The organism is Thermobispora bispora DSM 43833 (genome assembly GCF_000092645.1).
Lineage (GTDB): Bacteria > Actinomycetota > Actinomycetes > Streptosporangiales > Streptosporangiaceae > Thermobispora > Thermobispora bispora.
Genome location: NC_014165.1, coordinates 466,303 through 492,167, shown reverse-complemented (window position 1 = coordinate 492,167; position 25,865 = coordinate 466,303). Strand labels below are relative to the sequence as shown.

22 protein-coding genes and 1 pseudogene are annotated in these 25,865 nt (G+C 72.7%); 4 read left to right on the top strand and 19 right to left on the bottom strand.

Annotated features, from left to right (window positions below; translation table 11 throughout):
* The first annotated feature begins 112 nt into the window (after positions 1–112).
* Together TBIS_RS02190 and TBIS_RS02185 are read left to right on the top strand one after the other, a co-directional pair.
* Positions 113–457, top strand: a complete 345-nt coding sequence (locus TBIS_RS02190; RefSeq protein WP_206207067.1) for a DUF6980 family protein — start codon at positions 113–115, stop codon at positions 455–457.
* A 576-nt stretch (positions 458–1,033) separates the two neighbouring features.
* Entirely contained in the window at positions 1,034–2,038 is a 1,005-nt protein-coding gene (locus TBIS_RS02185; protein WP_013130698.1) for a glycoside hydrolase family 11 protein, read from the top strand.
* A gap of 257 nt (positions 2,039–2,295) precedes the next feature.
* Here TBIS_RS02185 and TBIS_RS02180 read toward each other — a convergent pair whose 3' ends face one another.
* A complete protein-coding gene (locus tag TBIS_RS02180; protein WP_013130697.1) occupies positions 2,296–3,549 on the bottom strand; it encodes a metal-dependent hydrolase family protein in 1,254 nt (417 codons plus the stop codon).
* A 393-nt stretch (positions 3,550–3,942) separates the two neighbouring features.
* On the opposite strand from TBIS_RS02180, the gene TBIS_RS02175 reads away from it, so the two are divergent.
* The gene (locus tag TBIS_RS02175) at positions 3,943–4,314 is read left to right on the top strand and encodes an ArsR/SmtB family transcription factor (RefSeq protein WP_013130696.1); all 372 of its coding nucleotides are present in this window, start codon (positions 3,943–3,945) and stop codon (positions 4,312–4,314) included.
* A gap of 737 nt (positions 4,315–5,051) precedes the next feature.
* Positions 5,052–6,233, top strand: a complete 1,182-nt coding sequence (locus tag TBIS_RS02170; protein ID WP_013130694.1) for a thiolase family protein — start codon at positions 5,052–5,054, stop codon at positions 6,231–6,233.
* On the opposite strand, the gene TBIS_RS02165 is transcribed toward TBIS_RS02170, so the two are convergent.
* The 18 genes and pseudogenes from TBIS_RS02165 to TBIS_RS02085 form a co-directional block, all read right to left on the bottom strand.
* Positions 6,178–7,191, bottom strand: a complete 1,014-nt coding sequence (locus tag TBIS_RS02165; protein ID WP_013130693.1) for a class I SAM-dependent methyltransferase — start codon at positions 7,189–7,191, stop codon at positions 6,178–6,180. The genes TBIS_RS02170 and TBIS_RS02165 overlap by 56 nt on opposite strands.
* Positions 7,192–7,527: 336 nt before the next feature.
* Positions 7,528–9,072, bottom strand: a complete 1,545-nt coding sequence (locus TBIS_RS02160; protein ID WP_013130692.1) for a helix-turn-helix domain-containing protein — start codon at positions 9,070–9,072, stop codon at positions 7,528–7,530.
* The gene (locus tag TBIS_RS02155; protein ID WP_013130691.1) at positions 9,069–10,133 is read right to left on the bottom strand and encodes a DUF917 domain-containing protein; all 1,065 of its coding nucleotides are present in this window, start codon (positions 10,131–10,133) and stop codon (positions 9,069–9,071) included. The genes TBIS_RS02160 and TBIS_RS02155 overlap by 4 nt, the downstream gene beginning before the upstream one ends.
* 4 nt (positions 10,134–10,137) lie before the next feature.
* A complete protein-coding gene (locus TBIS_RS02150) occupies positions 10,138–11,241 on the bottom strand; it encodes a DUF917 domain-containing protein (protein WP_013130690.1) in 1,104 nt (367 codons plus the stop codon).
* On the bottom strand, positions 11,238–12,326 hold the full coding sequence (locus TBIS_RS02145) for a DUF917 domain-containing protein (RefSeq protein WP_013130689.1): 1,089 nt from the start codon (positions 12,324–12,326) through the stop codon (positions 11,238–11,240). Before TBIS_RS02145 ends, TBIS_RS02150 begins: the two co-directional genes overlap by 4 nt.
* Positions 12,319–13,878, bottom strand: coding sequence for a hydantoinase/oxoprolinase N-terminal domain-containing protein (locus tag TBIS_RS02140; RefSeq protein ID WP_013130688.1), 1,560 nt, complete (start codon positions 13,876–13,878; stop codon positions 12,319–12,321). The genes TBIS_RS02145 and TBIS_RS02140 overlap by 8 nt, the downstream gene beginning before the upstream one ends.
* Positions 13,879–13,904: 26 nt before the next feature.
* The gene (locus tag TBIS_RS02135; RefSeq protein WP_013130687.1) at positions 13,905–15,251 is read right to left on the bottom strand and encodes a purine-cytosine permease family protein; all 1,347 of its coding nucleotides are present in this window, start codon (positions 15,249–15,251) and stop codon (positions 13,905–13,907) included.
* Positions 15,252–15,919: 668 nt separating this feature from the next.
* Positions 15,920–16,097 (bottom strand): annotated as a pseudogene (locus tag TBIS_RS18455) (MerR family DNA-binding transcriptional regulator); the annotation flags it as partial.
* A 122-nt stretch (positions 16,098–16,219) separates the two neighbouring features.
* Positions 16,220–16,711, bottom strand: coding sequence for an SRPBCC family protein (locus tag TBIS_RS02130; RefSeq protein ID WP_013130685.1), 492 nt, complete (start codon positions 16,709–16,711; stop codon positions 16,220–16,222).
* 169 nt (positions 16,712–16,880) lie between these two features.
* Positions 16,881–17,309 carry an archease gene (locus TBIS_RS02125; RefSeq protein ID WP_013130684.1) on the bottom strand — a complete coding sequence of 143 codons (429 nt, stop codon included), beginning with the start codon at positions 17,307–17,309 and terminating at the stop codon, positions 16,881–16,883.
* A gap of 526 nt (positions 17,310–17,835) precedes the next feature.
* Entirely contained in the window at positions 17,836–18,852 is a 1,017-nt protein-coding gene (locus TBIS_RS02120) for a 3-oxoacyl-ACP synthase (RefSeq protein ID WP_013130683.1), read from the bottom strand.
* Positions 18,849–19,907, bottom strand: coding sequence for a branched-chain amino acid ABC transporter permease (locus tag TBIS_RS02115; RefSeq protein WP_013130682.1), 1,059 nt, complete (start codon positions 19,905–19,907; stop codon positions 18,849–18,851). Before TBIS_RS02115 ends, TBIS_RS02120 begins: the two co-directional genes overlap by 4 nt.
* Complete coding sequence (locus tag TBIS_RS02110) at positions 19,904–20,770, bottom strand: branched-chain amino acid ABC transporter permease (protein ID WP_013130681.1); 867 nt, start codon at positions 20,768–20,770, stop codon at positions 19,904–19,906. The genes TBIS_RS02115 and TBIS_RS02110 overlap by 4 nt, the downstream gene beginning before the upstream one ends.
* On the bottom strand, positions 20,767–21,489 hold the full coding sequence (locus tag TBIS_RS02105) for an ABC transporter ATP-binding protein (protein ID WP_013130680.1): 723 nt from the start codon (positions 21,487–21,489) through the stop codon (positions 20,767–20,769). Before TBIS_RS02105 ends, TBIS_RS02110 begins: the two co-directional genes overlap by 4 nt.
* Positions 21,486–22,238, bottom strand: coding sequence for an ABC transporter ATP-binding protein (locus TBIS_RS02100; protein WP_013130679.1), 753 nt, complete (start codon positions 22,236–22,238; stop codon positions 21,486–21,488). The genes TBIS_RS02105 and TBIS_RS02100 overlap by 4 nt, the downstream gene beginning before the upstream one ends.
* Positions 22,235–23,416 (bottom strand): substrate-binding domain-containing protein, encoded by a 1,182-nt coding sequence (locus tag TBIS_RS02095; protein ID WP_013130678.1) that lies wholly within the window; start codon positions 23,414–23,416, stop codon positions 22,235–22,237. Before TBIS_RS02095 ends, TBIS_RS02100 begins: the two co-directional genes overlap by 4 nt.
* A gap of 189 nt (positions 23,417–23,605) precedes the next feature.
* The gene (locus tag TBIS_RS02090) at positions 23,606–23,995 is read right to left on the bottom strand and encodes a hotdog family protein (protein WP_013130677.1); all 390 of its coding nucleotides are present in this window, start codon (positions 23,993–23,995) and stop codon (positions 23,606–23,608) included.
* The gene (locus tag TBIS_RS02085) at positions 23,992–25,854 is read right to left on the bottom strand and encodes an AMP-binding protein (protein WP_013130676.1); all 1,863 of its coding nucleotides are present in this window, start codon (positions 25,852–25,854) and stop codon (positions 23,992–23,994) included. Before TBIS_RS02085 ends, TBIS_RS02090 begins: the two co-directional genes overlap by 4 nt.
* Positions 25,855–25,865 lie beyond the last annotated feature (11 nt).

Here is a 25,865-nt window from a genome sequence, read left to right as displayed (position 1 = left end):
GCCCGGCCCTCGCGGGCCACGGGTCCGGATCGGCGGCGCGCTCGCTCCCCTGCCCCGGCGGCTCCGCCCGGGCGGATGGCGGCGCGGAGCCGGCGCGCCCGGGATGCGCGCTGTGCGCGGCACGCGGAGCGCGCGCTGCGAGACCCTGGTGCGCATGCGCGAGCACTGCTGTGCCGAGATGACCCGCCGGGTGGCGTGGCGCTGCGCCGAGCATGACGACCCGTTCGACTGCCCGGACGCCGTCGTGATCTTCGATGCCAGGTTCCAGGAGTACGGCCTGATCGTCCGCGACGGCGGGCGCTCGTTCATTGAGATCCACTACTGCCCGTGGTGCGGAAGCCGCCTGCCCGAGTCCCGGCGGGACCGCTGGTTCGCGGAGCTGGAGCAACGCGGCATCGACCCCTGGACGGACGAGATCCCTCCCGAGTACCAGGACGACCGCTGGCTCCACAGCTGACCGGGACCGAGGGACCTTGAGTCAGCACCTCGGACGCCCCGGTTCCCCATCCCCCTAGGGGTAGTGGGCGGACATGGCGGCCGGCCGAGAGATCGGCTCCGGCCGATGCGGGTGCCGACCGGTCTGGCCCGTGATCCACAGTGCTTTGCCCAAGGGTGGAGTGCTCATCCCGAGGTGGTCGGCTCGGCGTACCCGGGCGGTGGACCGCCACCGGTTTCGACCGGCCGATCCCTTCCGAGAGCGGGTGTGGCGCGCCTCGCCCTGCTCAGCGCCGATCTCGCTCAACGGGTGGACATCGCCCACACCCATCTGTTTCGATATGTTTCCGAAATTTTCATGGCAATCCGCACGCGAGATCGGTCACATATCCCCGATGACCAGGGACGACGGTTCCGAAGATCTTCACGAGCTGACACGTTCGTTGACGGCCTGTCGGGGCCGATCGAACACTGACGCCACACCGATCCGGTGCCGCGGTTCGGCCGGCCGGTCGCGGAGCACGCGACCGCCGGCCCCGGACGCGTGGCACGCACGCCAACGCACCTCCGCAACCTCACGAGGAGGGAAGCAGCGCTCATGTTCAGGTCCCCGAGAGGCCACGGGCGCGGCCGTAGGTTCATCGGCCGGATCTGCGCCTTAGCCGTGGCGGTGATCACCGGGCTGACGATGTCGGTCGGCACCGCCCACGCCCAGACGATCAGCTCGAACCAGACCGGCTACCACGACGGCTACTTCTACTCCTTCTGGACCGATGCCCCCGGCACGGTCTCGATGACCCTCGGATCGGGCGGGAACTACAGCACCTCGTGGTGGAACACCGGGAACTTCGTCGCGGGTAAGGGCTGGGCCACCGGCGGCCGCCGGACGGTGACCTACTCGGCCAGCTTCAACCCGTCCGGCAACGCCTACCTGGCGCTGTACGGGTGGACCCGTAACCCGCTCGTCGAGTACTACATCGTCGAGAGCTGGGGCACCTACCGGCCGACGGGCACCTACAAGGGCACCGTCACCACCGACGGCGGCACCTACGACATCTACGAGACGACCCGGTACAACGCCCCCTCCATCGAGGGCACCCGGACCTTCAAGCAGTTCTGGAGCGTCCGGCAGTCGAAGCGGACCAGCGGCACCATCACCACCGGCAACCACTTCGACGCCTGGGCCCGCGCGGGGATGCAGCTCGGCAGCTTCGACTACATGATCATGGCCACCGAGGGCTACCAGAGCAGCGGCAACTCCAACGTCACCCTGGGCACCGGCGGCGGTGGCGGCACCACGCCTCCGCCCGGTGGCGGCGGTGGCGGTGGCGGCGGTGGCTGCCAGGCCACGATCATCCCGGGCCAGGTGTGGGCCGACCGGTTCAACCTGTCGGTCCAGGTCACCGGCACCGACAACTGGGTCGTCACGGTCACCGTGACCCCGCCGCAGAAGATCATCGCCACCTGGAACGGCAATCCGACCTGGGATTACACAGGCAACGTGATGACCATGAGGCCCAACGGCAGCGGGAACACGTTCGGTTTCACGATCATGCACAACGGCAACTGGAGCTGGCCGAGCGTGACCTGCCGGGTGGCCTGACGGTTCAGCCCGTCCACCGCACCGTGGCGCGGCGGTCCGCCGACCGCCGCGCCACGCGCTGCCGTCCGGCGATCACCCGGCGACCGCGTCGCGCCATCTGCCCGCGGACGCGGTGACCTCTCCCCGCCGGCGGTGATCGCCTCGACGAGGTGCCGGCCCGAGTGACATGCGGAAGGAGGTGCGAAGCGCGAGCGGCGCGAGGACGACCGCCCGAGGCGTGCCACGCGCTGGGGATCCGGCTCCGCGGAGCTGCCCGCTCACCCCGGCAGCCGGTTCACCACGATCTCGCCGCCCCGGACGATGAGGTCGAGGCGCTCGCCCTGGCCGGTGAGGACGGAGATGTCGGCGAGGGGATCGCCGTCCACCAGGAGCAGGTCGGCGTAGGCGCCGGGCGCGATCACCCCGAGCTCGCCGGTCTTGCCGAGGAGCTCGGCGTTGACGAGGGTGGCGGAGCGGAGCACGTCGAGCGGCGGTTGCACCTCCGCGCGCAGCAGGAACTCCTTCGACTGGGCGTCGTGGGTCTCGCCGAGCAGGTCGGTGCCGAACCCGATCCGCACCCCGGCGGCGAGCGCGGTCTCGATGGCGCTCTTGCCGGCGTTCACCACCGCGTCGAGCTTGGCCATGCTCTCGGGCGGCAGGCTGAGCTGCCGCCCGAGCTCGACGAGCTGGTCGTACGTGACGAGGGTGGGGACGAGGTAGCAGCCGTGCTCGGCCATGACCCGGGCGGCCTCGGCGTCGATGAGGTTGCCGTGCTCGATCGAGCGGACACCGGCCCGCACCGCCTGGACGATGGCGTCGGGGACGTAGGCGTGGGCGAAGGCGTAGGTGCGCCGGCGGGCGGCCTCCTCCACCGCGACCCGGATCTCCTCCTCGCTGTACTGCACCATGTCGATCGGGTCGCTGGGGCTGGCCACCCCGCCGCCGGCCATCACCTTGATCTGGTCGGCGCCGCCCTTCAGCTCCTCCCGGACGGCCCGCCGTACGGCGTCGGGCCCGTCGGCGATGTGGGCGAAGCCGGTGGAGTGGATCGAGCAGGCGCACAGGTGCGGCTCGGCCGCCGGGTTCGGGGGGATGGTGTCGCCATGCCCGCCGGTCTGGGAGAGCACCCGGCCCGAGCGGAACACCCGGGGGCCGCTGATGAGGCCGAGCTGGAGCGCCTCCTTGAGCCCGGCGTCGAGGCCGCCCGCGTCGCGCACGGTGGTGAAGCCCCGCCGCAGCATGCGCTCGAGGATCGCCTTGGCCTCGATGCCGATGCGGGTGTACGCCCGGCGGCCCAAGGCCGCGAAGTCCATCGTGGTGATGGCGGCGTGGACGTGGGCGTCGATGAGCCCGGGCAGGAGCGTGCGGCCACCGGCGGCCAGGCGGGGCACGTCGTCCGGCGCGGTGAGGGTGGCGCCGGGCTCGGAGACCTCGACGATGCGGTCGCCCTCCACGCGCACGCTGGTGGCGGGCCGGAACTCGCCGCTCTCCAGGTCGAGGAGGTTGGCGTTCTCGAGGACGAAGGCGCTCACCGCCGCACCTCCGGTCCCTTTCTCATGGGGGTCCACGGATCTCTCATGCCCGCATCATGCCGGTGCCCGGCCCGCTGGTCACGATCTTGTTCGGTGATCGGCGGATCGCCCTGCGTGATCGCAGGCGAGGCCTATCAGGTTCCCCGGGCGGCGAGGGCGGGCGGTCTCCAGCGGAGCCCGGCGCGGCCTGGCACGGCTCGGCGGGCCAGGCGGCCGTACGGCGTGGCGCGGGCGGCGTGGACCGGGACTCCACCGCCCTTCAGGCGGGGCGCCGGGTGGACGGAGCGCGGAGATGGACCTCTCATGCCCGGGGCGGGGGCACCCGGGCGACCGATCACACGAGCGTCGAACGACGACGCAGAGCATGACAGAGATGGGAGACGAGTCAGCGATATGTCGATACAGGACCGGTTAGCGGCGGGCGCGGCGACCTGGTGCGCACCGCTGACCTGCAAGCCGCTCTCGGAGGACGAGGCGGCCGAGATCGCGCCGCTCTTCAAGGCGCTCGCGGACCCGGTACGGCTCCGCCTGCTGTCGCTGATCGCCAGCCACGAGGGCGGGGAGGTGTGCGTGTGCGACCTGACCGTCGCCTTCGACGTCACCCCGCCGACGATCAGCCACCACCTGAAGGTGCTCCGGCAGGCCGGGCTCATCGAGGGCGATCGCCGGGGCACCTGGGTGTATTACCGGGCCAACCCCGAGGTGCTGGCCAAGCTCGCCGCCGTGATCGGCCCGGCGCCCGCGGTGCAGGCCGGGACCGCGTGAGCGCCTCCCCCGCGGCGCGCTGATCCCCCGGGGCCCGACGCCCACCCCGCTCGGGCCTCCGGCGGCGTTCCGCCGCCACGGCCGATCCATCCGGAAGAGCGATCGGCGAGAGCCGCGCCCGCCGGGAGCGTTGTGCCCGGACGCCCGGCCGAGGCGCCGGGCACGACGCCGGCCCGCGCTCGTGCCCGGCCGGCGACGGCGGCCGTCTCCTACGCCAAGGACCACGACATGCTGATCAAGGCGTGGGCGCACGTCGCCGCCCGGCACCCGGACCGGGCCCAGCGCATCGTCGGCGGCCACGAGTCCGGAGCGCCGGGGCACCGGAACCGTGCCGAGTGCGAAACCCGGATCACCGGGCATGCGTACCGGATCCCCGGTCGCGAAGACTCGCCGCACCGGACCGGACGATCGAGCCCTGAAGAGAACCGCCATGGGAAACCGGATGGCCGCCCGCGGAGTGGCCACCGGGCAGGGGAACACGAGCGCGCGCGAAACCGAACCCCGGTCGATCCCGGCGGGGACCGGCGGCGGATACTGCCGGGGTGCACCTTGTTATCGGCACCGCGGCTGGGAGGCCGGCGCCGGCATGGCCCTGGCGCTCTTTACTTTGACGTCCTACTAATTAATAGGATGTCAAAGTAATTCCCCATGGTTCACGTCGGTCGGGCGCACGGCCCACCCGGGCCGGCCGTACGGCACGGCCACCTCGCGGGCTGAAGGAGATGAGGGGTTCGGCGATGGAATCTGGCGAGAAGATCCTGGTGATCGACGGGGCGCGGACTCCGGTCGGCAGCTTCGGTGGAGCGCTGAAGGACGTGCCTGCGCACGAGCTCGGCGCCATCGCGGTGCGGGAGGCGCTGCGCCGCGCCGGCGTGGACGGCTCGGACGTCGGCGAGGTGGTGATGGGCTGCATCGGCCAGGTGGGCCCGGACGCCTACAACGCCCGGCGGGTGGCGGTCGCGGCCGGCCTGCCGGTCGGCACCCCCGCGTACACGGTCAACCGGCTCTGCGGCAGCGGCCTGCAGGCGGTGTGGTCGGCGGCCATGCAGCTCCGCTGGGGTGACATCGACTTCGCGGTGGCCGGCGGCGACGAGTCGATGAGCCGGATGCCGTTCTACGACTTCGGCGCCCGCTCCGGCTACAAGCTCGGCGACCGCACCCTCTACGACGGCACGGTGATGATGCTCACCGACCCGTTCCACAACATCCACATGGGCCGCACCGCCGAGGCCGTCGCCCGCAAGTACGGGGTGTCCCGGCAGGAGCAGGACGAGTTCGCGCTCCGCTCCCAGCGCCGCGCGGCAAGCCCGGAGGCGAAGGCCGCGTTCGCCGAGGAGATCACCCCGGTCGAGGTGAAGGGCCGCAAGCCGTACACGGTCGAGGCGGACGAGCACCCGCGGCCGGACACCACCCTGGAGGCCCTCGCCCGGCTGAAGCCGGTCTTCGAGGAGAACGGCACGGTCACCGCGGGCAACGCCTCGGGCATCAACGACGGCGCGGCCGCGCTGGTGCTCACCCGGGAGTCGGTCGCCGCCGAGCGCGGGCTGCGCGCGCTGGTGAGCCTCGAGGCCGTGGTCACCGCCGCGATGGAGCCCGAGCTGATGGGCTACGCCCCCGTGCTCGCCCTCCGCAAGCTGTTCGAGCGGACCGGCACCGGCCCCAAGGACATCGACGTCTTCGAGGTGAACGAGGCGTTCGCCGCCCAGGCGGTCGCGGTGATCCGCGACGCCGGGCTCGACCCGGAGAAGACCAACCCGTACGGCGGGGCGATCGCCCTCGGCCACCCGGTCGGGGCGACCGGGGCGATCCTCACCCTCCGGGTCGCCAAGCACCTGGTCCGCCACGACAAGGAGCTCGGCGTGGTCACCATGTGCATCGGCGGCGGCCAGGCCCTCGCCGCCCTCTTCCGGCGGGTCTGATCACCCGCCTGCGCGGGATGCCCGGGAGAGCGGCCGACCGGCTGCGGGACGGCGGCCTCCCGCGCCCGCCCACGGCGGCCTCCCGCGCCCGCCCGGTGACCGCCGGCCGGCTCACCGGTGACCTCACCGCCCGCCCGCCGGGGCGTCTGCCGCCCTCGCCACGGCCGACGGCCCGGCGGCGCGCGTGCCGGACGCGGATCCGGGACTGCTTGTGCCGGTACCGCTCCCAGTCCGCCATGAACTCGGCTCGCAGCCCGTACCGCGCGGCGAGCTCCACCAGGGTCTCGGTGCGGTAGTAGAAGTCCTCCCGCAGCACGTGGTGCTCTTCCTTCTCCGTGCGGTCGAAGGTGAAGTCGAAGAAGCCATCGGGGTGGAGGATCCGGCCCACGTGGCGCAGGCACTCGTCGATCACCTCGATGGGGCTGTGCGAGAACACGCTGTGCGCGTGCACCACGGTGAAGTACGCGTCCGGCAGCGCGGCGAAGGTGAGGTCGTCCACCAGGGCCAGGTAGGGCAGCTTGGCCTGCAGGCCGTACCAGGCGACGGTGTCGGCGGCGGCGAGCAGGATCTCCGGGGAGATGTCGATCCCGTAGTAGTGCCCGGGCTCCAGGTAGTGGATGAGCCGCCAGCCGAGCCGCAGGTTGCCGCAGCCGATGTCGAGCACCCGGTCCTGCGGGGAGAGCCCGTGGGCGATGAGGTAGTCGAACTGCATCTTGCCGACCCGGAGCCAGCTCCGGCGGCTGTGGCTGCCGATCGCGGCGTCGGGTCCCATCTCCTTGATGTCGGCGCGCATCACCGCGCGGTAGTAGGAGATGTGGTCCCGCGTGGTGAGCCGCAGCCGCGCGTCACGGGTCAGCCGTCTCAGGTACGGCCAGACCTTGCCGGGGTGGCGCAGCGCGTAGGCCAGCCGGTAGCCGAGGCGCGACCGGTGGCGCGCCACATAGGGGGTCCGGGTCATGGCTCCACGTTACGGAGCGCTACCGTCCACCACCCGGGCGTGCACGGACGATCGAGGAAACCTCGCCCTTCTCCTTACGCTCCCGCGGTGTACCCGCCGCCTCCGGCACTTCCGCGATGCCGCCCGGCGTGCCCGGCCGGACCCGTGACGCCGGGCCCGCGGCGCCGATATGACGTCCGCCGGGACGGGCCCGCGGCATCACCCGCGCACGCGCCCCGGCGGCGACCGGTCCCGGCCCGCCGAGGCCGGACGCCGGGTGGCTCCCGTCGCGGCGGCATCCCGGCGGAGCGCCACCCCACCGCCCGCGGTGCCGTACGGGAGAACCGCCCGGCCGCCTCACCCGCCGGACTGCCGGCCCTGGGTGACCCGGCAGGCCAGGTGCAGGGCGAGCCGGTCGTCCGGGTTGGCCAGGTCCACGGTGAGCAGCTCCTCGATCCGGCGCAGCCGGGCGGTGACCGTGTTGCGGTGCACGCCGAGGACCGCCGCGGTCTCGGCCACCGATCCCCCGGCGTCGAGGTAGGCGGTGAGCGTGGCGATCAGGTCGCCCGGCTGCGACTCCAGGGGTTTGAGCAGCCGGGCCGCGGTCGGCGCGAACGTCTCGGTGCTCGCCCACGCCACCAGCAGCTGGGCCAGCCCGAGCCGGTCGATGTGCGCCAGCCGCCCGGCCTGGGGCCGGCCCCGGGCGAGCCGGGCCGCGTCCCACGCCTCGGCGAGGCTCCGGGTGAGCCCGGCCGGGCCGAGGTACGCGCGGCCGACGCCGATCGCGCAGTCGAACCGGGTGGCGAGCCGGCGCCGGACGCGCCGGAGCGCGGCGAGCAGCTCCCGGTCGGCGTCCTGGTCCGGCTCGTCCCGGGTGGTGGTCCACCCGGACCAGCCGTCACCGCGCTCCACCACGGCCGCGTCGATCCCCTCGGCGGCGATGGCGGCGCTCACCGCGTCCGTGTGCCGGAGCAGGTCGACCTGCCCCAGGGCGGCGATGTGGAACGCCACGTGCCAGCCGTCCAGCCGCCAGCCGATCTCGCTGGCGCGCTCCCGCGGCACGTCGCCGGTCCCGAGCCGGCCCTCGAGCAGGTCGCTGAAGAGCCCGGCGCGCAACCGGGCGTCCCGTTCCAGCACCACCCGGCGGACCGCCTGCCAGCGCTGGACGGCCAGGGCGCCGGCCTGCAGCACGTCCCGGACGGCGGCCGCCCAGTAGGCGGGGGCCTGGCCGAGGGCGGCGGCCAGCCACAGGTCCACGGCGCCGACCGTGGTCCCGGGCACCGGGACGGCGACCGTGGTCCGGCCGTGCTCGGTGACGATCTGCGCGACCGTGGCCCGCGGGTTGAACCGGGGCGACGGCTCCGGGGTGACCCCGGTCGGGGTGCCGTCCGGGGAGAACACCCCCACCGGCCGGTCGAGGATCCCGCTCAGCGCGCGGGCGACCTCCTGCGGGCTCATCGGCTCCCGGGTGAGCGCCCGGTGCGCCCGGCGCAGCACCTCGGCCGCGTCCACCTCGGGCGCGTGCACCAGGGCGATCGCCTCGCCCGCCCAGCGCAGCGGCGCCGTACGGAGGCCGAGGACCGGCAGGTGGAGGTGCCGGGCGAGCTGCCGGGTGGAGTCGAGCAGGGCGCCGTTCTCCCCCACGGGCACGGCGAGCGCGGCCGCCCGCTGGTCGTGGAGGCGGCGGAGGGTGGCGTCGAGCCGCCAGCCGCTGAGGAACCCGGGCGGTACGGCGGGGCAGAGCGCGATGTCCCCGGCCTGCACCGGGGAGGTGTCCGCGGGGTCGATCAACGTGACCCCGGTGACCGGCCGGTCCAGGTCGTCCTCCCCGGCGAGCGGGACGGCCGCGGCGAGCCGGGGGTGGCCGAGCAGCTCCCGGAGGGTGGGCGCGCCGCGCCTCATCGCCGGTCCTCCGGCCCGACCGGGTCGATGTCGAGCCCGAACGCGCGCGGCGCCACCGCCCCCACGGCCTCCGGCCGCCACCAGAACGCGGGGCCGGGCAGGTGGAGCACCACCACCTCGGCCCCGCCGCGCACCGAGTCACAGGAGATCGCCACCCCGGTGGCCCGGTCGAGCACGCACAGGATGTCCGGGGTGGAGGCGACCGGCCGCCCGTCGGCGAGGGCGAGCAGGTACTCGTTCTCCATCTCCAGGCGGACGAGCGTGCGCCCGCCGGTCGCCCGGATGATCACCGAACCGCGACCGAACCCGGTCCCGGCGCGGTGCCGGACCACCTCGACCACCCGGCCGAGGACCAGCACCCGCGCGCCCAGCGCGGCGGCCATCGCGTACGGGTCCGCGGCCCGGTGCCACGCCGCGTGGCAGGCGCCGAGCCGGAGGGCGCGGGCGAACGACCCGGGGATCGCCACCCGGTCGAGCCGGCCGGCCGGGAGCGGGCGCAGCGCCACCGCCGCCCACCCGCCGAACTCGCTCAGCGCGGAGCGGACGATCCGCTCCGCGGCCGTGGGTGACAGGCCGTCGAGGATGAGCAGCCGGCCGGTGGCGTCGCCGATGGCGAGCGGGGTGAGCGGCTCCCCCGCCGCGGCCGTGGACGTCTGGTCGAGGCGGGGCAGGGCCCGGCCCATCAGGTCGGCGTCGATCACCGGGAGGCCGAGCTCCCGGGCGGCGACGAACACGAGGATGCCGTTGACCCCGCCCGCCTCGATCGACATCAGCCCGGCCGGGCGGACCCCGGTGCGCTCGGTTACCGCCGCGACCACCGGCCCCCACTCCCCGCCCGCGGGGAGCCGCTCGGTGAACGCGGAGACCGCGCCGACGATCCCGACCGGGACGATGTCGCCGCCGGGCAGCTCGTCCCGGCGCAGCAGCGCGACCCGGTCACCGGCGAGGGTCCGCCGGAGCAGGCGGCCCGCCGTGTCGGTCTGCCCGCCGCCGCCCGAGCCGAGCAGGGTGACGCCCCGCGCCAGGTGGTCGACGTCCCGTTCCCCCAGGTGGTACGGCATGCGTTCAGGGTGACACAAGCCGCTCCACCGGCTCGAACTCCACGTCGAGACCGAATGCGCGCGGCCCGAACACGGCGAGCGCCTCCGGGGTGCGCATCAGCTCGGGGGTGCTGATCCCCACGACCACGGCCCGCTGGCCGTAGCGCAGCCCTTCGGTGGTGATCGGCTCCCCGGTCTCGGCCTCCAGGACGCAGATCAGGTCGGGGACCACGCAGCGGACCTCGCCGTCCACCCGGGCGACCAGGTTCTCGTTCTGGAAGGTCAGCTCGAGCCGCTCCGGCCCGTCGAACGCGGCGAACGTGGCGTGCCCGCGGGCGAACCCGCCCACGGTCCTCCGCTCGACGTCCACCACCTTGCCGCGGAACAGCACCCGGATGTTGTCGTAGCCGCTGCCCTCGAGGGCGCCGGCGAGCGCCTCGATGAAGTCGCCGTGCCGCTCGCGGGCGGTGCGCAGCGCCCGGCCGATCCGCAGGCCCAGGGTGAGGGTGTTCGGCACCGCGGTCCGCCGGACCTCCGCACCGCTCATCGCGTACTCGGCGATGTGCGCGACCCCGCCGAGCCGGATGGTGACCCCGCGGGCGAGCCACTCCATGCGCTTGTTGTCCGCCCCCGTGTCGATGATCACGGTCTCGCCGTTCTCCCCGCCGATCGCGAGCGGCGACCCCGGCACGCCGTACACGGAGAAGGTCTCCATCTGCAGCTCGGGGAAGGCGCGGCCCATGCCGTCCGCGTCCACCACCGGCAGCCCGGTCCGCGCCGCGACGAGCAGCGGAATCATCGAGTTGATCCCGCCGCACTCGATCGGCATGGTCGCGTCGGCCCGGCGGCCCAGCCGCTCCTCCAGCGCCCGGAGCGCGGCGACCGGCTCGTCACCGTGGGGGATCTTCTCCACCACCACGGTAGGGGCGCCCATCTGCGCGGTCGGGATGACCAGGTCGTCGTCCCGCAGATCGGACGGGTCGAGCACGGTGATCTTCCCGTCTCCCTCGCGGAGCGCCTGCTCGACGAGGAGCCGGCCGATGTACGGGTCGCCGCCGCCCCCGGTGCCGAGCAGCGCGGCGCCGCGGGCGAGGTCGGCGAGGTCCTCCCGCTCGAGCGTGTAGCTCATGCCCCCACTCCCATTCCGACCCGGACCGGGTCGTGGTCGTAACCGAAGTACCGTGGGCCGACCAGCTCGATCCCCTCCGGGGTGTGCCAGCGCGGGTCGCACGGCGCGGCGATCACCCGCACCCGCTGGCCGTACCGGAGGGTTTCGGTGGTGATCGCGGTGCCGGCCTCGGCGTCGAGCACGCAGATCAGGTCGGGCACGGACGCCACCACGGTGCCGTCGCGCTCCGCGACCAGGTTCTCGTTCTGGAACCGCAGCTCCATCCGCTCCCCGGTGCAGCCGCCCAGCCCGTCGAGGACGGCCTCGCCGCGGGCGAACCCGCCCTCGGTCCGGCGGCTGACGTCCACCACCTTGCCGTGGAACAGCTCCACCCCGCCGAGCCGCTCGGTGACGGCCGCGACCGGGTCCCGGTGCGCGGCCCGCTCCTCGCGGACCAGCCGGCCCAGCTCGGCGCAGAGGGAGAGGGTGCCGGGGACCAGGGCCTTGCGCGCCTGCTCGCCGTTCATCGGGAACAGGCTGATCATCGCGGAGCAGCCCATGTCGATCGTGGCCGAGCGGGCGAGCCGCTCCGCCCAGTGGTTGTCGATGGTGGCGAAGACCCCGCTGTTGCCCTTCTCGTCGGCGATCGACATCGGGGTGGCGCCGATGCCGTACAGGGTGGGCATCACCATCTGCAGCTCGGGGAAGGCGCGGCCCATGCCGTCGGCGTCGATCAGCGGCAGCCCGAGCTGGGCCGCGGCGACCACCGGGACGAGCGCGTTCACCCCGCCGGCCTCCGCGCACGCCAGGTGGGTGGGGGTGCGGCCGAGGTAGGCGGCGAGCGCCTCCACGGCCCGGGACGCCTGCTCGGCCGAGGGCACCTTCTCCAGCATCACCGTGGGGGCGCCCATCATCGCGACCACCATGGTGACCGCGTCATCGGGCACGGTGTCGAGGCCGACCAGCCGGACCGGGCCGTGCGCGCGGACCGCGGCGTGGGCGAGGAGCCGGCCGATGTGCGGGTCTCCCCCGCCGCCGGTGCCGAGGATCGCCGCGCCGACCGCGATGTCGTCGAGGTCCGCCTCGGTGATGAGCCGCTCAGGCATCGGCCGCCTCCAGCTGCAGCTCGCCGACCGCCTTGACGCGGATCCGGGTCGCGTTGCCCGGCAGGTAGGCGAGCGGGACCTCGTCGACCTCGACGATCCGGACGCTGCCCGGCCGGGCCCCGGAGGCGATCGCCCGGTCCACCGCCTCCTGCTTGGCCTCGTCGAGCACGGCCTGCCGCCGCCCCGGCTCCACCGGGTAGATCCGGTCGACCTCGCCGCCGATCTGGGCGATGGCCGCGCCGATGGCGTTGGCCACGGCGAAGTGATCGGGCCGGTGGATCGGCCCGGAGTCGCCGATCTCGTCCGGCAGCACGATCGACCCGCCGCCGACCGCGATCACCGGGAGCGGCTCGGGCGAGGTGCGGATGCGCTCGATCGCGTCCTCGACGTCCTTGGCGATCCGGCGGAGCGCCGCCTCCACCAGGGACCTGTCGAGCCCGCGGACCAGGGACGGGTCGCCGATCTCGGCCCGGCCGGCCGCCACGGCCACGTCGGTGGCGGTGAGCGTGGACCCGCCGAAGACCAGCGCCTCCTCGGTGAGGCGGTACCCGACCGAGTCCGGGCCCACGGTCACCCCGTCGTCGCCGGAGCGGACCCGGCTGCCACCGCCGATGCCAAGGCTCAGCACGTCGGGCATCCGGAAGTTGGTGCGGATCCCGGCCACGCTCACCTCGGTGGTGGCCTCCCGGGGGAAGCCGTGCCGGAGCACCCCGATGTCGCTGGTGGTGCCGCCCACGTCCACCACCGCGCAGGTCTCCACCCCGGAGAGGAACGCGGCCCCGCGCATCGAGTTGGTCGGGCCGGAGGCGAAGGTGGCGACCGGGTAGCGGCGGGCGAACTCGACGTCCATGAGCGTGCCGTCGTTCTGGCTGAGGTAGAGCGGCGCGGTGATGCCCGCCTTCTCCAGGGAGCCGGCCAGCCCGTCGACGATCTGCGAGGCGAGCTCGCGGAGCGAGGCGTTGATGATGGTCGCGTTCTCCCGCTCCAGCAGGCCCATGCGGCCGATCTCGGACGACAGCGAGATCGCGACGTCCGGGAGCTCCTCGCTGAGGATCTCCGCCGCCCGCTGCTCGAACTCGGCGTTCACCGGGGAGAACACGCTGGAGATCGCCAAACTGCGGATGCCGTGCCGCCGCAGGTCCTCCGCCACCCGGCGGATCTCGTCCTCGCGGAGCTCGGAGATGTGCCGGCCGTCGAACTCGTGGCCGCCATGGCAGAGGTAGTACCGGCCGGAGATGGCGCGCACCAGGCGCTCCGGCCAGTCCACCATGGGGGGCAGCGAGGCCGTGGCCGGCAGGCCGAGCCGGATCGCCGCGGTCGGGGCGAGCCGCTCGGCCTCGACCAGCGCGTTGATGAAGTGGGTGGTCCCGATCATCACCGCCTGGATCGCCACCGGGTCGAAGGCCCGTTGCCGCTTCAGCTCGGCGAGGGCGGTGTTGATCCCGCTGGTCACGTCGCGGGTGGTCGCGGTCTTCACCGCGGCCAGGACCCGCTGCCCGTCCATGAGCACGGCGTCGGTGTTGGTTCCGCCGACGTCGATTCCGATGCGCATGTCAGTCCTTTCAGGAGGCCGACGGTTCAGGAGGCCGACGGCGCCGAGGTCTGGGCCGCGCCGGATTCCACGGACTCGGTGTGCGCGGTGCCGTACCCGCGGATCAGGCCGAGCCAGCCGGCGATCACGTAGAGCGCGAAGGCGGCCACCAGGGAGTTGATGCTGGGCAGACCCCAGGTCACGAACTTGCCGATCGCGCTGGCGATCAGCCAGATCACCAGGGTCGCCGGGACCCAGCGCGGGGCCTCGGCCGGCATGGTGCCGGCCTTGTTCGTGGCGGTGAGCTGCCGGCGCCAGGTCCGCACCACGAAGTACTCGGCGATCATGATCCCGGCGATCGGCGGGAAGGTGACCCCGAGCAGGGTGAGGAAGTCGGTGAACCGCTCCAGGATCCCCGCGGCGGCCAGCACGCTGCCCACCACCCCGACGCATAGGGTGACCACCGCGCGGTTCGCCTGCCGGCCGAAGACGGTGCCGATGAAGTTCACCACGCCGAGGCCGGAGGAGTACAGGTTCCAGTCGTTGATCTTCAGCGTGCCGGTGACGATGACGAGGACACCGATCAAGCCGACCGTCGAGGTGACGATGGTGACGATGTTCGCCGACTTCACCGCGTGGGCGAGCAGCACACCGGCCAGGCCGATCACGTACTCCCCGAGCGTGATCCCCACCAGGGTCTGCTTGATGACGTCACCCACCGACCGGTTGTACCGGGTCATGTCCGGGGTGATCACCGCGCCCACGATGAACCCGCCCGCGACCAGGGTGGTGCCCTCGAGCAGGGACAGCCGCGGCCCGGCGGGCGCGGACGCGACGAGATCCGCCAGCGAGTGGTTCGCCAGCTCGCTGCCGATCGACCAGGCGACCAGCAGCATGAACGCGGGAACGGTCAGGTAGGCGGTCCACGCCATCGAGTGGAAGCCCTTCACCACGATGGCGGTGACCGCGAGGCCGAACACCAGCGACCACGCCCACACGGGCATCACGGGGAGCAGCTGGTACAGGCCCTCCGCCGACACCCCGGACTGGATGCCGAACCAGCCGACGAGGCTGATCCCGATCGCCAGCCCGATCAGCGCGGAGCCGGCCTGGCCGAACCCGCACCACCGGGCGAGCATGGAGGTCGACATGCCCTCCCGCATGCCGATCACGCCCAGCGCGATCGCCACGACTTCGAGGATGACCGCGCCGAAGGTGATCGCCCAGAAGGACTCCCAGAAGGTCATGCCGAAGCCGAGGGTGGCGCCGAGCAGGAACTGGCTGAGCGCGGAGAGCTGGCCGAACCGCTGGACGGCCACGGACCACCACGAGTAGCGGGCCTGCAGCGGCACACGGGATATCGCGTAGTCGTCGTTGCCGAGAGCTGATGCCATGGAATCCTCCGTGGGGGGCCGGAGTGCCTGTGACCAGGCCGGACGTGCTGATGGCCACAGAGGGTAGAAACCGGACAAGTCCCCCGTCACGGTGCGATGCGCACAGTTGGCCCGCTCCGCTTATGCCGGATGCACAGCGGAGTGAACGCTGAAGATCCGCATGGGATGGCGCTGATCAGGCCACGGCATGACTCTCCGGCGTGGCCGCGCCGGCCGATCGGATGCACGATCCGTGGCCCGCGCGGCCGAGCCGTCGTCTAGGCATTCACTCGATGCCGATCAGGCTGAACCGGAGTACGGTCTCCGAAATCAGTTCTGCCCTTTACCGATCGCGCGTAGACGAGCACACGTTCGGTGGAAGGTCCGGGATCGCCCGGGCAGATATCGATCGGTCGTGCCGCATCACCGTGCTCACAGCCTCGACCTGTGAAATTCATTCTTTTCTGGTCAGCGCGGACACCGTGATCGGCCCGCACATCGCCGCCCAGAGGGGATGCCGTTCGCGACCGCATGGCGAGGCCTGGTCCGCGAAATCCACCCTGAGCGACAGCCGGAAACACCCGGCACGCCGGAGGTCAGCGTCCCCCTTATCGGGTGGTCACCGGCATCGGGATGGGCGGTTGTGCCGGGCCGGCCGCGCTCGTCAGCGGTGCCGCGCCGTCCAGCGAGGCCGAGGTCCTTGAGGGCGAGCAGCCGGTTGAGCCGGGAGAGCTGCCGGGCCTCGTAGTAGCGGTACCCGGTGACGGGGTCGACCCGGGCGGGCCGGAGCAGGCCGAGCGCGTCGTAGTGCCGCAGCATCCGCACGGACACCCGGCCAAGGCGGGCGAATTCTCCGATGTTGAACATGACGCCGTCCGGTCTAGGGCCTCACACTGTGTCAGGGTCAACCCCGCGGGGTCGCGCCCACCGCTACGGCGTACCCGCTTCCCGCCCGGCCGCGCTTCATGCGCCGGTACGGCCCGGCCGGCTCAGGCCTCCGCCACGGCCTTCAGCTCGGCGAGCCACCGTTCGTGGTTGGCGCGGAGCCGGGCCTCGCCGTACAGGAGGGGCAGCAGGGGCATGGCGAGCGACTCCTCGATCGTTACCCGGGTCGTGCCGTCGCCGGGCGGCTCGAGCACGTGCCGGTCCACCGCCCGGTACCAGAAGAAGGTCCCGGTCCAGGTGAGCTCCCGCCCGGGATCGACCCGGGCGAACCGGGAGCGGATGGTGACCGGGCCGAGCCGCCACCGGAACGTCTCCCCCGGCCGTACCTCGCCGAGCTCGAGAACCTGCAGGTTCGACGCCCACGACGGCCAGGAGGCGACATCGGCCATGATCGCCCAGACCCGCTCCGCCGGTGCCGCCACCACGGTGCCGGACGAGGAGCGCACGGGAGCCTCGTGGTCGATCCGCCCGCGGGCGGCGTACTCGTCGTGCAGGGCCGCAAGGGACGGGCCCCGGTGAAACAGCGTGACCGCCATGGCGGGCTCCTCGTGCGCTCGGCTGCGTTCCGCGCGATGCTCCCCGCGACGCGGCCGCGCGTCAAGAGAATTGCGGTGATTCAGCCGGAAATCTCCCGGCACCGCGACGAAAGACCGCGGCAGCCCACCCGCCGGGCATACCCAAAGGCCGATTTACGGAAATCCAACACTAAACCTCGATCAGGGCGTGCGCCCGCCACACCCCCGACTCCCGGCGGAACCACGACCCGGCGGGCTGGACCGCCTCGGGGAGCGCGCCCACCTCGCGCACCGCCTCCAGCGGGACGGTGGCGAGCCGGATCTCGAACTCCCCCATGGCGATGCCCGTCCCCTCGTCGATCGACACGTCGACCGGCACGCGCTCCTCCACCTGGATCTGGTCGATGACCTCGTCGAGCACGGTGAGGAGCAGCGCGTCGTCGTCCCGCACGGCCAGGGCGAACTCGACGCTGCCGTCCGGTACGGCATCGCCGATCTCGGCGAAGCTGTCCACCACCGCCCGCACCGCCTCGGCGAGGCACTCCTCCCGGCTGTCCCCCCATGCCTCGACCACGAGGCCGGCCGCGCGCGGGATCGCCCGATAACCGCTGCTCACCATGGCCCTTCACCAGCACTCCGCTCTACGGCACCATGGTGATTTCTGCCCGTATTCCTGAGTTGTAAATATTCGTAAGTAGTAATTCACATATAGGGCTATTCATGCCCTAGTGCGCGTAACGCACCGCTGTCACCGTCGGGTCTGTCTCATCCCCCTCCGCCCGCCACGACGGCCGGGCTTGAGACCCGAGGAGCGTGCGTGCGCAGACGGCGACCTCGCCGAGGCCAGGTCGATGCCGCGGCGCGGGCGACGGAACCGGCACCGGGAGCCGCCGGGCGATCACGGCCGAGGGCCCTCACCCCGGGTTTTCCGGGGTGAGGGCCCTCGCGTGTGGGTGTGGGCGGTGACCTGGTCTCTCCTATGGCGGGCAAGCCCGGCCGCCGAGCGCGGCGCCACCGGACGCCGGCGCCCATGGGCGGCCGGGCCGGGCGCATCCGGTGGCGGCGTCACCGCCACCGACGACATCCCCGGGACGCCGGAGCCGGTCAGGCCGGGACGTCCGGGGCCGGTGAGGACCCGCGGCCGGTCAGGACCGGGGTCCGATCCAGCGGAGCGCGGTCGCGGCCCAGGTGTACCCGGTGCCCGCGGCGAGCAGGAGCACGATGTCGCCCTCGGAGAGCCGGCCCGCCCGGGCGGCCCGGTCGAGGGCGAGCAGCGGGTCCACCCCGCTCATGTGCCCGGTGTCGTCGAGGTAGAGCGCCCGGTCGGCGGGGATCCCCAGGGCGTCGAGCAGCCCGAGGTGCATCGACCGCTTCATGTGCAGCACGCACAGGTGGTCGACGTCGCCGAGCCCGAGCCCGGAGCGCTTGAGCGCCCCCTCGGCGGCCCGCACGAAGTTGGGCAGCGACACCCGGTCGAGGCCCTCCTTCATCGACGCCGGGTCGTACACGTCGAGCTTGTGCCGCCCCTTGCGGACGGTCTCCTCGCTGGCGGGCTCGACGCTGCCCCCGGCGGGCACCCGCACCTGGTGGGCGAAGCTCCCATCGGTGATCATCTCGGTCTCGTAGACCTCGGCCACGCCCTGGTCGCGGGTGAAGAGCACCCCGGCGGCGCCGTCGCCGAAGTTGAACGCGAACCGGGAGCGCACGTTGGTGTAGTCGAGCAGGTACGACTCCCGGCTGGCCGCGACGGCGAGCACGCGGTTGAGGTGCGGCTCGGCGAGCATCATGTCCCGGCAGACCCGCATCGCCACCGGGGTGCCGCAGGAGACGTAGTCGAGCTCGAGGGCGAACGCGCGGTGCGTGCCGAGCATGTGAGCGATCTTGGGAGCGGCGTGCCAGACGGGGTGCTCCTTCCACGTGGAGCCGAAGTACACCACCGCGTCCACGTCGGCGGGGTCGGTCCCGGTCTCGGCGAGCACCTGCGCGCCCACCCGGGCCGCCATGTCGGTCACGTGCTCATCGGGTGCCGCGATGTGCTTGCCGCGCAGCCCGAACCTCTCGATGATCACGTCCTCCGGCACCCCGCTCGCGGCCGAGATCTCGGCCGCGGTCATCCAGCGGCTGGGCAGGTAGCTCGAGGTACCGGCGATGCAGACGGTCACGCTCCTCCTTTGGACTCGGTACGGCGGACGAGGGAGACGATGCCGCCGGGCAGGAACAGGATCAGGACGACGAAGAGCACGCCGAGGATGAACAGCGGCTCGCTGAGCGGCCCGCCGAGGGTGGTGGAGAGCTGGCCCAGGCGGTGGTTGAGGTAGGTGTAGACGAGACCGCCGATGAGCGCGCCGTACGGGTGGCCGCTGCCACCGAGCACCACCATGACGAGCAGGCCGAGGGTGAAGGTCGCCTCGGTCACCTCGGCGTGGGCGCCGCCGGCGATCAGCGCGTAGACCAGGCCGGCGAGGGACGCCAGGAACGACGAGAGCACGAAGGCCATCAGCTTGAACGCGTACGGCCGCAGCCCCAGCACGAGCACCCGGGTCTCGTTGTCCCGGATGGCCCGCCACACCCGGCCGGGCCGCGAGGCGAGCGCCCAGCGCACCACGGCGTAGGTGACGACGAGGAGGGCGAGGGCGAGCCAGTACCGGTTCCCGGCGTTGATCACCCCGACGAGCGGCTCCGGGAGCTTCTCGTACGGCAGGGCGAGGCCGAGCTCGCCGCCGGTGATCCGGAGCGGGTCGCGGACCACGAAGATGGCCCCGGCCTGGCCGAAGGCGAGCGTCGCCATGGCGAAGGCGATGCCGCCGACCCGGAGGCAGATGGCGCCGAGCACGAGCGGCACGACCAGGCCGAGCACGGCCACCCAGGCGACGGCCCCGGCGAAGCCGAGGTCGGTGTGGGTGAGCACGATCCCGGTGGTGTACATGCCGAGGGCGACGTACAGGCCGTGGCCGAAGGAGAGCAGCCCGGTGAACCCGAACAGCAGGTCGTAGGTGACCGCGACCGCGGCCATCACGCACATCAGGGAGAGCACGTGGAGCACGCCGGGGCTGCCGAGCGGCCCGTCGAAGAGCAGCGGCACCTGGACGTCCAGGTACGGCAGGGCCGCGGCGAGCAGCGGCAGGGCGGCCAGCACCACGGGCTTGGCCCAGGCGCGCGGGCCGCGCCGGGTGCGGGGCTCGACGGCCGGGCGGGTGCGGATCATCTGGTCGGTCACGAGGCGGCCCTCCCGAGCAGGCCCTGCGGGCGGACGAGCAGGATCGCGGCGAGCATGAGGACGACGATCAGGTCGCCGGCGCCGACGGCCCCGTAGAAGTTGGCGTACTGCTGGAGCAGGCCGACGAGGACGGCGGCGAGCGCGGAGCCGCGGAACGACCCCAGGCCGCCGATGATCACCACGATGAACGCGAAGATCAGCAGGCTCATGCCCTGCTCCGGCGAGACCGCGTTGTTGATCACGCCCGCGAGCGCGCCGGCGAGCGCGGCGAGCGCCCCGCCGATCGCGAAGACCAGGGTGAACGCGCGCCGGACGTCGATCCCGAGCGCGGTGACCATGGCGCGGTTCTCCACCCCGGCCCGGATGATCAGCCCATAGCGGGTCTTGGCCAGGAAGGCGGACATCGCCAGGTACACCAGGACGGCCGTGACGATGAGCACGAACCGGTTATTCGGGATGGGCGCGCCGAGGATCTCGGTGACCTCGTTCATCCACTCCGGCGTGGCGAGCTGCAGGGCGTCGGTCCCGAAGATCGACCGGATCAGCGCGGTGATCGCGAGCAGCAGGCCGACGGTGAGCAGCACCTGGGGGACGTGCGAGCCGTACATCCGCCGCAGCAGCGCGGTCTCCATGAGCACCGCGAGCACGGCGCCGACGGCGATCGCCACCGCCACCCCGAGGAGGAGGCTGCCGGTGGCGTCCACCACCACCCAGGCGGTGTACGCGCCCAGGGTGAGGAAGGCGCCGTGGGCGAAGTTCAGCACGTCCATGAGGCCGTAGATGAGCGACAGCCCCGAGGCGACGAGGAAGTAGAGCGCGGCCAGGCCGAGCCCGGTGACGGTCAGCAGGATGAAGGTGCTCACGCCTTCGCCACCCCCACTCCGAGGTACTGGCGGGTCAGCTCGCCGTCGCCGAGCAGGTCGGCCGCCCCGCCGGACCAGACGACGCGGCCCTGGTCCAGGACCACGGCGTCCCTGGCCAGGCGCTGGACCATGCGGAGGTTCTGCTCAACGAGGACGATGGTCACGAGCTCGGCGGCCCGGGCGAGCGCCTCGGTGAGCTCGGCCACCAGGTACGGCGCCAGCCCTTGGCTGGGCTCGTCGATGAGCAGGAGCCGGTTGTCGTTGAGCAGCGCCCGGGCGAGGGCGAGCATCTGCTGCTCGCCGCCGGACATGGTCCCGGCCCGCTGCTTGAGGCGCTCCTTGAGCCGGGGGAAGAGCTCGTAGACCAGGTCGTAGTGGTGCGGGCTGCCGGGGCGCTCGGCCAGGAGCAGGTTCTCCTGCACGGTGAGGCCGGCGAAGACCTCCCGGTTCTCCGGGACGTAGCCGATGCCCCGCCGGACCACCTCGTGGGTGGGGAGGCGGGAGATGTCCTCGCCGTCGAGGATCACCTCGCCGCGGCGGGGCACCAGCCCGAGCAGGCCGCGCATGGTGGTGGTCTTGCCGGCGCCGTTCCGGCCGAGCAGCGCGGTGACGCCGCCGGCCCGCACGTCGAACGAGACGCCCTGGAGCACGTGCGACTCGCCGAGGTGGACGTGGAGGCCCCGGACGGAGAGCATCGTGCCCTCGGTTGCCTTGGTCACAGTGCCTCCCCGAGGTACGCGGATTGCACGAGCGGGTCGGCCATCACGGCGTCGGGGGTGTCGCAGGCGAGCAGGGTTCCGTGGTGCATGACGGCCATCCGGTCGGCGAGGCCGATCGCGACGTCCATGCGGTGCTCGACGAGGAGGATCGTCGTGCCGTGCCGGTCCCGGACCCGCCGGATCACCTCGGTCAGCTCGGGCACGTCCTCCGCGCTCATCCCGGCCGTGGGCTCGTCGAGGAGCAGCACGGCGGGCTTCCCGACGATGGCGAGCGCGACCTCCAGCTTGCGCTTGGCCCCGTGGGAGAGGGAGCCGGCCGGCTCGTCCGCGTACTCGGCGATGCCGACCGTCTCCAGCGCGGCCCGGGCCATGGCCACGGCGGCGTCGGTGGGTCGCACCCGCCGCCACAGCGCCAGGCTGCCGCCGAGGTGGACCTGCGCGGCGAGCCGGGCGTTCTCCAGGACCGTCAGCGACGGGAACAGGCTGGTGATCTGGAAGCTCCGGACCAGGCCGAGCCGGGCGCGGCGGAACACCGGCGCACCGGTGATGTCCGTGCCGTTGAGGACGATGCGCCCGGCGCTCGGCCTGCGCAGCCCGGTGAGCAGGTTGAACAGGGTGGTCTTGCCCGCCCCGTTCGGCCCCAGGACCGCCATGATCTCGCCGCGCCGCACCGACAGGGAGACGTCGCTGAGGATCCGCACCCCGCCGATGGCGACGCCGAGGCCGTGGGTTTCGAGGATGGCGCTCATCGCTTGATGGGGTTGGCCGGCGGGGCCACCTGCTCGGGGCCGAGCGTGGCGACCGCCCGCGGCTTCTCGCCCTCCAAGGTGGCGTGGAACATCGGCTGGAGCAGCGCGTGGTCCTCGGCGCGGATGGTCATCTCGCCCTTGGGCGAGGTGAACGTCCAGCCCTCCAGCGCGGTGATCATCTTTTCCACGTCGTCGCCGCCCTGCTCGATCGCGCGGACCACCATCTGGGCGGCGGTGAACCCGTCGGTGTGGAAGATGTCCGCGGTGGTGCCGAGCGCGGAGGCCAGCGCCTTGGCGGGCTCGTTGTCGGTCGCCTCGGCGAAGTAGTGCGCGACGAAGTCGATCTTGTCGCCGGCGGGGCCGAACGAGCCGAACGTGGCCCGGTCGGCCAGGGTGGTCACCACCTTGGTGACGTCGAAGACCCCCTGCTGGGCGAGGGTGCGCCACATGTTCGGCGCGGTGTCACCCGCCCAGGCGACGAAGACCAGGTCGGGCTTGGCGTCCACGATCTGCCGGGCGAACGGGGTGAAGTCGGTGGTCTTGAGCGGCACCAGCACCGGGGTGACGGTCGCGCCGCCCGCCTCGCCGAGCACGGCCTTGACCGCGTCCACGTTCGCCTGGCCGAAGGCGTAGTCCTGCGCGAAGACCATCACCTTCTTGCCCTGCACGCCGCCGGCGAGCCCTTCGGCGGCCTTCACGTCCTGCCAGGTCTGCCGGCCGGAGCGGAACGTGTACGCGTTGCTGCCGGTCACCCCGTCGGCCGCGGCCGCGCCCGCGATGTAGAGCACCTTGTTCTGCCCGGCGAGCGGGGCGAGCTGCATGGCCACGCCCGAGGAGACCGTGCCGGTGAGGATCTTGTAGCCCTTGCCGATCAGGTCGGTGGCCTCGGCGGTCGCCTTCGCCGGGTCACCGGCGTCGTCGTGGTAGGTCACCTCGATCTTCCGGCCGGCCACCTCGCCGGTGCCCTTGGTGGCGTGGTCGAGCCCGGCCTTGAAGCCTTCGATGAACTGCTTGCCGTACCCGGCGACCAGGCCGCTGGTGGAGGTGAGCACGCCGACCTTGACCGGCGATCCGCCGCCGGACGAGCCGGAGGCGGAGGTGTCCTCGCCGCCGGATGATCCGCACGCGGTGAGGGTGAGGGCGAGCAGCGCCGAAAGGGCGACGCCGTATCGTTTCATGAGAACTCTCCTCTTCGAGGGTTCGGGGACGAGCCGAGGGCCGGCCATGGGGACGCGACGGAACCGGCCTTCGGTGAGACGACCCAGGGGGCCGGCCTCAGGGGGACGACTGAGGCCGGCCTTCGGGGAGACCACCCACCGGCCGGCTCAGGGGGACGGCTGAGGCCGGCCGAGGGAACGGGGACGGGGTCAGCGGTGGCCGTACTGCGGGGCCATGACGAGCGCCTTGCCCTCGCACACCACGCGATCCCCGACCTTGGCGACCGTGTCCAGGTCGACCAGCGCCTTCTCCGGGCGGACCGCGGTGACGGTCACCTCGGCGCGCACGGTCTCGCCCGGCTTGGCCCGGCCGAGGAACCGCATCTCCTGCTTGAGGTACATGGTCCCGTTGCCCGGCAGGTCGGTGCCGAGCAGCGTGGAGAACAGCCCGGCGATCAGCGGCTCGGGCACGCTCTCCCCGCCCGCGGGGTCCTCGGTGGTGTCGCCGCTGAGGCTGCGGTACTCGGCGAGATCCTCCGCGGTGAAGGTCCGCTCCAGGGTGGCGGACCGCCCCACCGCCTGCTCCCACCAGTCGCTCATGCGTCCTCCTGCTCACGGTCGCCGCCGGCCGCGGGCCTGCGGATGGTGGTGACGGCCTCGCACACGGTCGTGCCGTCGGTCCGGGTCACGGTGATGTCGCAGGTGATCCGGTCGGGCCCGGCCGCCGACTCCCGCGCGGTGATGGTGACCCGCTCCCCGGCCGGGGTGGGCGCGGGGAACTTCAGGAACTGCTCGGTCAGTTCGGCGCCCGGGTGGTGGCGGCGCACGGCGGCGCGGATCAGGGTGAAGATCAGCATCCCGTGCGCGACCGTGCCGCCGAACCGGGTGGTCTTGGCGTACTCGGGGTCGACGTGGATGGGGTTGTCGTCCCCGCTGAGCGCGGCGAACCGGTCGAAGTCCTTCTGGGTGACGGTGAACTCCTCGCTCCAGGTGACCACCCTGAGCCGGTCCTTGAGGACCTTCCCGGTGGCGTTCCGCGGCAGCGCCTCGATCACCTCGACGTGCTTGGGCACCTTGTACCCGGCGAGCCGCTCCTTGCAGAACGCCCGGATCTCGTCGGCATCGACCGTCATGCCCGCGCGGACCACGAGGTAGGCCTTGCCGACCTCGCCCCACCGGTCGTCCGGCACCCCGACGACCGCGGCCTCGGCCACCGCCGGGTGGGTGAGCAGCACCTTCTCGACCTCGGCCGGGTAGACGTTCTCCCCACCGGAGATGTACATGTCCTTGACCCGGTCGACGATCGTGTAGTAGCCGTCCTCGTCCCGGCGGGCCACGTCGCCGGTGCGCAGCCAGCCGTCCTCGGTGAACGCGGCCCGGGTGGCCTCGGGCTGGTTCCAGTACCCGGGGGTGACGCCCGGCCCGCGGACCAGCATCTCCCCCTCGTCGGCGGGGTCGCCGTTCCGGTCGACGAGCTTGACCTCGGTGAACGCCTGCGGCTTGCCGACCGAGCCCGCCTTGGACAGGGCGTGGGCCTCGTCGATGAGGAAGATGGTGGGCCCGGTCTCGGTCATGCCCATGCCCTGCCGTACCACGACGCCCTTCTCGGCGAGCTTGTGCAGCAGCGGCACCGGCATGCTCGCCCCGCCGGAGGACCACGACCGCACCCGGGACAGGTCGGTGGTGGCGAAGTCCGGGTGGTCGTAGAGCATCTGGTACACGGTGGGCACGCCGAAGAACACCGTGGCCCGCTCCGACAGCAGCCGCAGGGCGAGCGCGGCGTCGAACTCGTGCTGGATGATCGCCGTGCCCCGGACGATCAGCGTGGGCATGGTGTAGAGGTTGATGCCGCCGGTGTGGAACATCGGCAGCACGTTGAGCGTGGTGTCCACGGAGGTCAGGCCGATGGCGACGCCGATGTTGAGGTGGTTGACCACGGCCATGCCGTACGTCTGGATGACCCCCTTGGGCCGGCCCGTGGTGCCGGAGGTGTAGAGCAGGTACCACGGGTCCTTCTCGTCCGGCCACTCGGTGGGGCCCCAGATCGGGTCGGCCTCGGCGAGCGCCCGCTCGTAGTCCGCGCCGAACCGTACGGCGTTGCCGTCGAGCCGCAGCGCCTTCTCCGCGTGGGTGTCGTCGCTGATCAGCACGGTGGGGGTGCAGTCGGCCATGATGCCGGCGAGCTCGTCCGCCGACAGCCGCCAGTTGAGCGGGACCAGGAGCGCGCCGAGCCGCCCGCAGGCGAAGAGCAGCTCCATCAGCTCGACCCGGTTCCCGGAGAGCACCGCCACCCGGTCACCCGGCCGCACCCCGAGCCCTTCGGAGAGGTAGCGAGCCGCTCGGCCGGCGCGTTCCGAGGCCGTGGCGTAGTCGAACTCACGCCCGCTGAGCGTGTCGACCAGGGCGGTCGAATCGGGGCTCAGCTCGGCGCCCTTGCCGAGCAGATCGGGCACTTTCATGTCTTTCGGCT

Bases quoted from the DNA above. Each gene is read 5' to 3' on its own strand.
- TBIS_RS02185 (WP_013130698.1), top strand. From the start codon at position 1,034: ATGTTCAGGTCCCCGAGAGGCCACGGGCGCGGCCGTAGGTTCATCGGC.
- TBIS_RS02175 (WP_013130696.1), top strand. From the start codon at position 3,943: ATGTCGATACAGGACCGGTTAGCGGCGGGCGCGGCGACCTGGTGCGCA.
- TBIS_RS02170 (WP_013130694.1), top strand. From the start codon at position 5,052: ATGGAATCTGGCGAGAAGATCCTGGTGATCGACGGGGCGCGGACTCCG.
- TBIS_RS02165 (WP_013130693.1), bottom strand. From the start codon at position 7,191: ATGACCCGGACCCCCTATGTGGCGCGCCACCGGTCGCGCCTCGGCTAC.
- TBIS_RS02160 (WP_013130692.1), bottom strand. From the start codon at position 9,072: ATGAGGCGCGGCGCGCCCACCCTCCGGGAGCTGCTCGGCCACCCCCGG.
- TBIS_RS02155 (WP_013130691.1), bottom strand. From the start codon at position 10,133: ATGCCGTACCACCTGGGGGAACGGGACGTCGACCACCTGGCGCGGGGC.
- TBIS_RS02150 (WP_013130690.1), bottom strand. From the start codon at position 11,241: ATGAGCTACACGCTCGAGCGGGAGGACCTCGCCGACCTCGCCCGCGGC.
- TBIS_RS02145 (WP_013130689.1), bottom strand. From the start codon at position 12,326: ATGCCTGAGCGGCTCATCACCGAGGCGGACCTCGACGACATCGCGGTC.
- TBIS_RS02140 (WP_013130688.1), bottom strand. From the start codon at position 13,878: ATGCGCATCGGAATCGACGTCGGCGGAACCAACACCGACGCCGTGCTC.
- TBIS_RS02135 (WP_013130687.1), bottom strand. From the start codon at position 15,251: ATGGCATCAGCTCTCGGCAACGACGACTACGCGATATCCCGTGTGCCG.
- TBIS_RS02130 (WP_013130685.1), bottom strand. From the start codon at position 16,711: ATGGCGGTCACGCTGTTTCACCGGGGCCCGTCCCTTGCGGCCCTGCAC.
- TBIS_RS02125 (WP_013130684.1), bottom strand. From the start codon at position 17,309: ATGGTGAGCAGCGGTTATCGGGCGATCCCGCGCGCGGCCGGCCTCGTG.
- TBIS_RS02100 (WP_013130679.1), bottom strand. From the start codon at position 22,238: ATGAGCGCCATCCTCGAAACCCACGGCCTCGGCGTCGCCATCGGCGGG.
- TBIS_RS02095 (WP_013130678.1), bottom strand. From the start codon at position 23,416: ATGAAACGATACGGCGTCGCCCTTTCGGCGCTGCTCGCCCTCACCCTC.
- TBIS_RS02090 (WP_013130677.1), bottom strand. From the start codon at position 23,995: ATGAGCGACTGGTGGGAGCAGGCGGTGGGGCGGTCCGCCACCCTGGAG.
- TBIS_RS02085 (WP_013130676.1), bottom strand. From the start codon at position 25,854: ATGAAAGTGCCCGATCTGCTCGGCAAGGGCGCCGAGCTGAGCCCCGAT.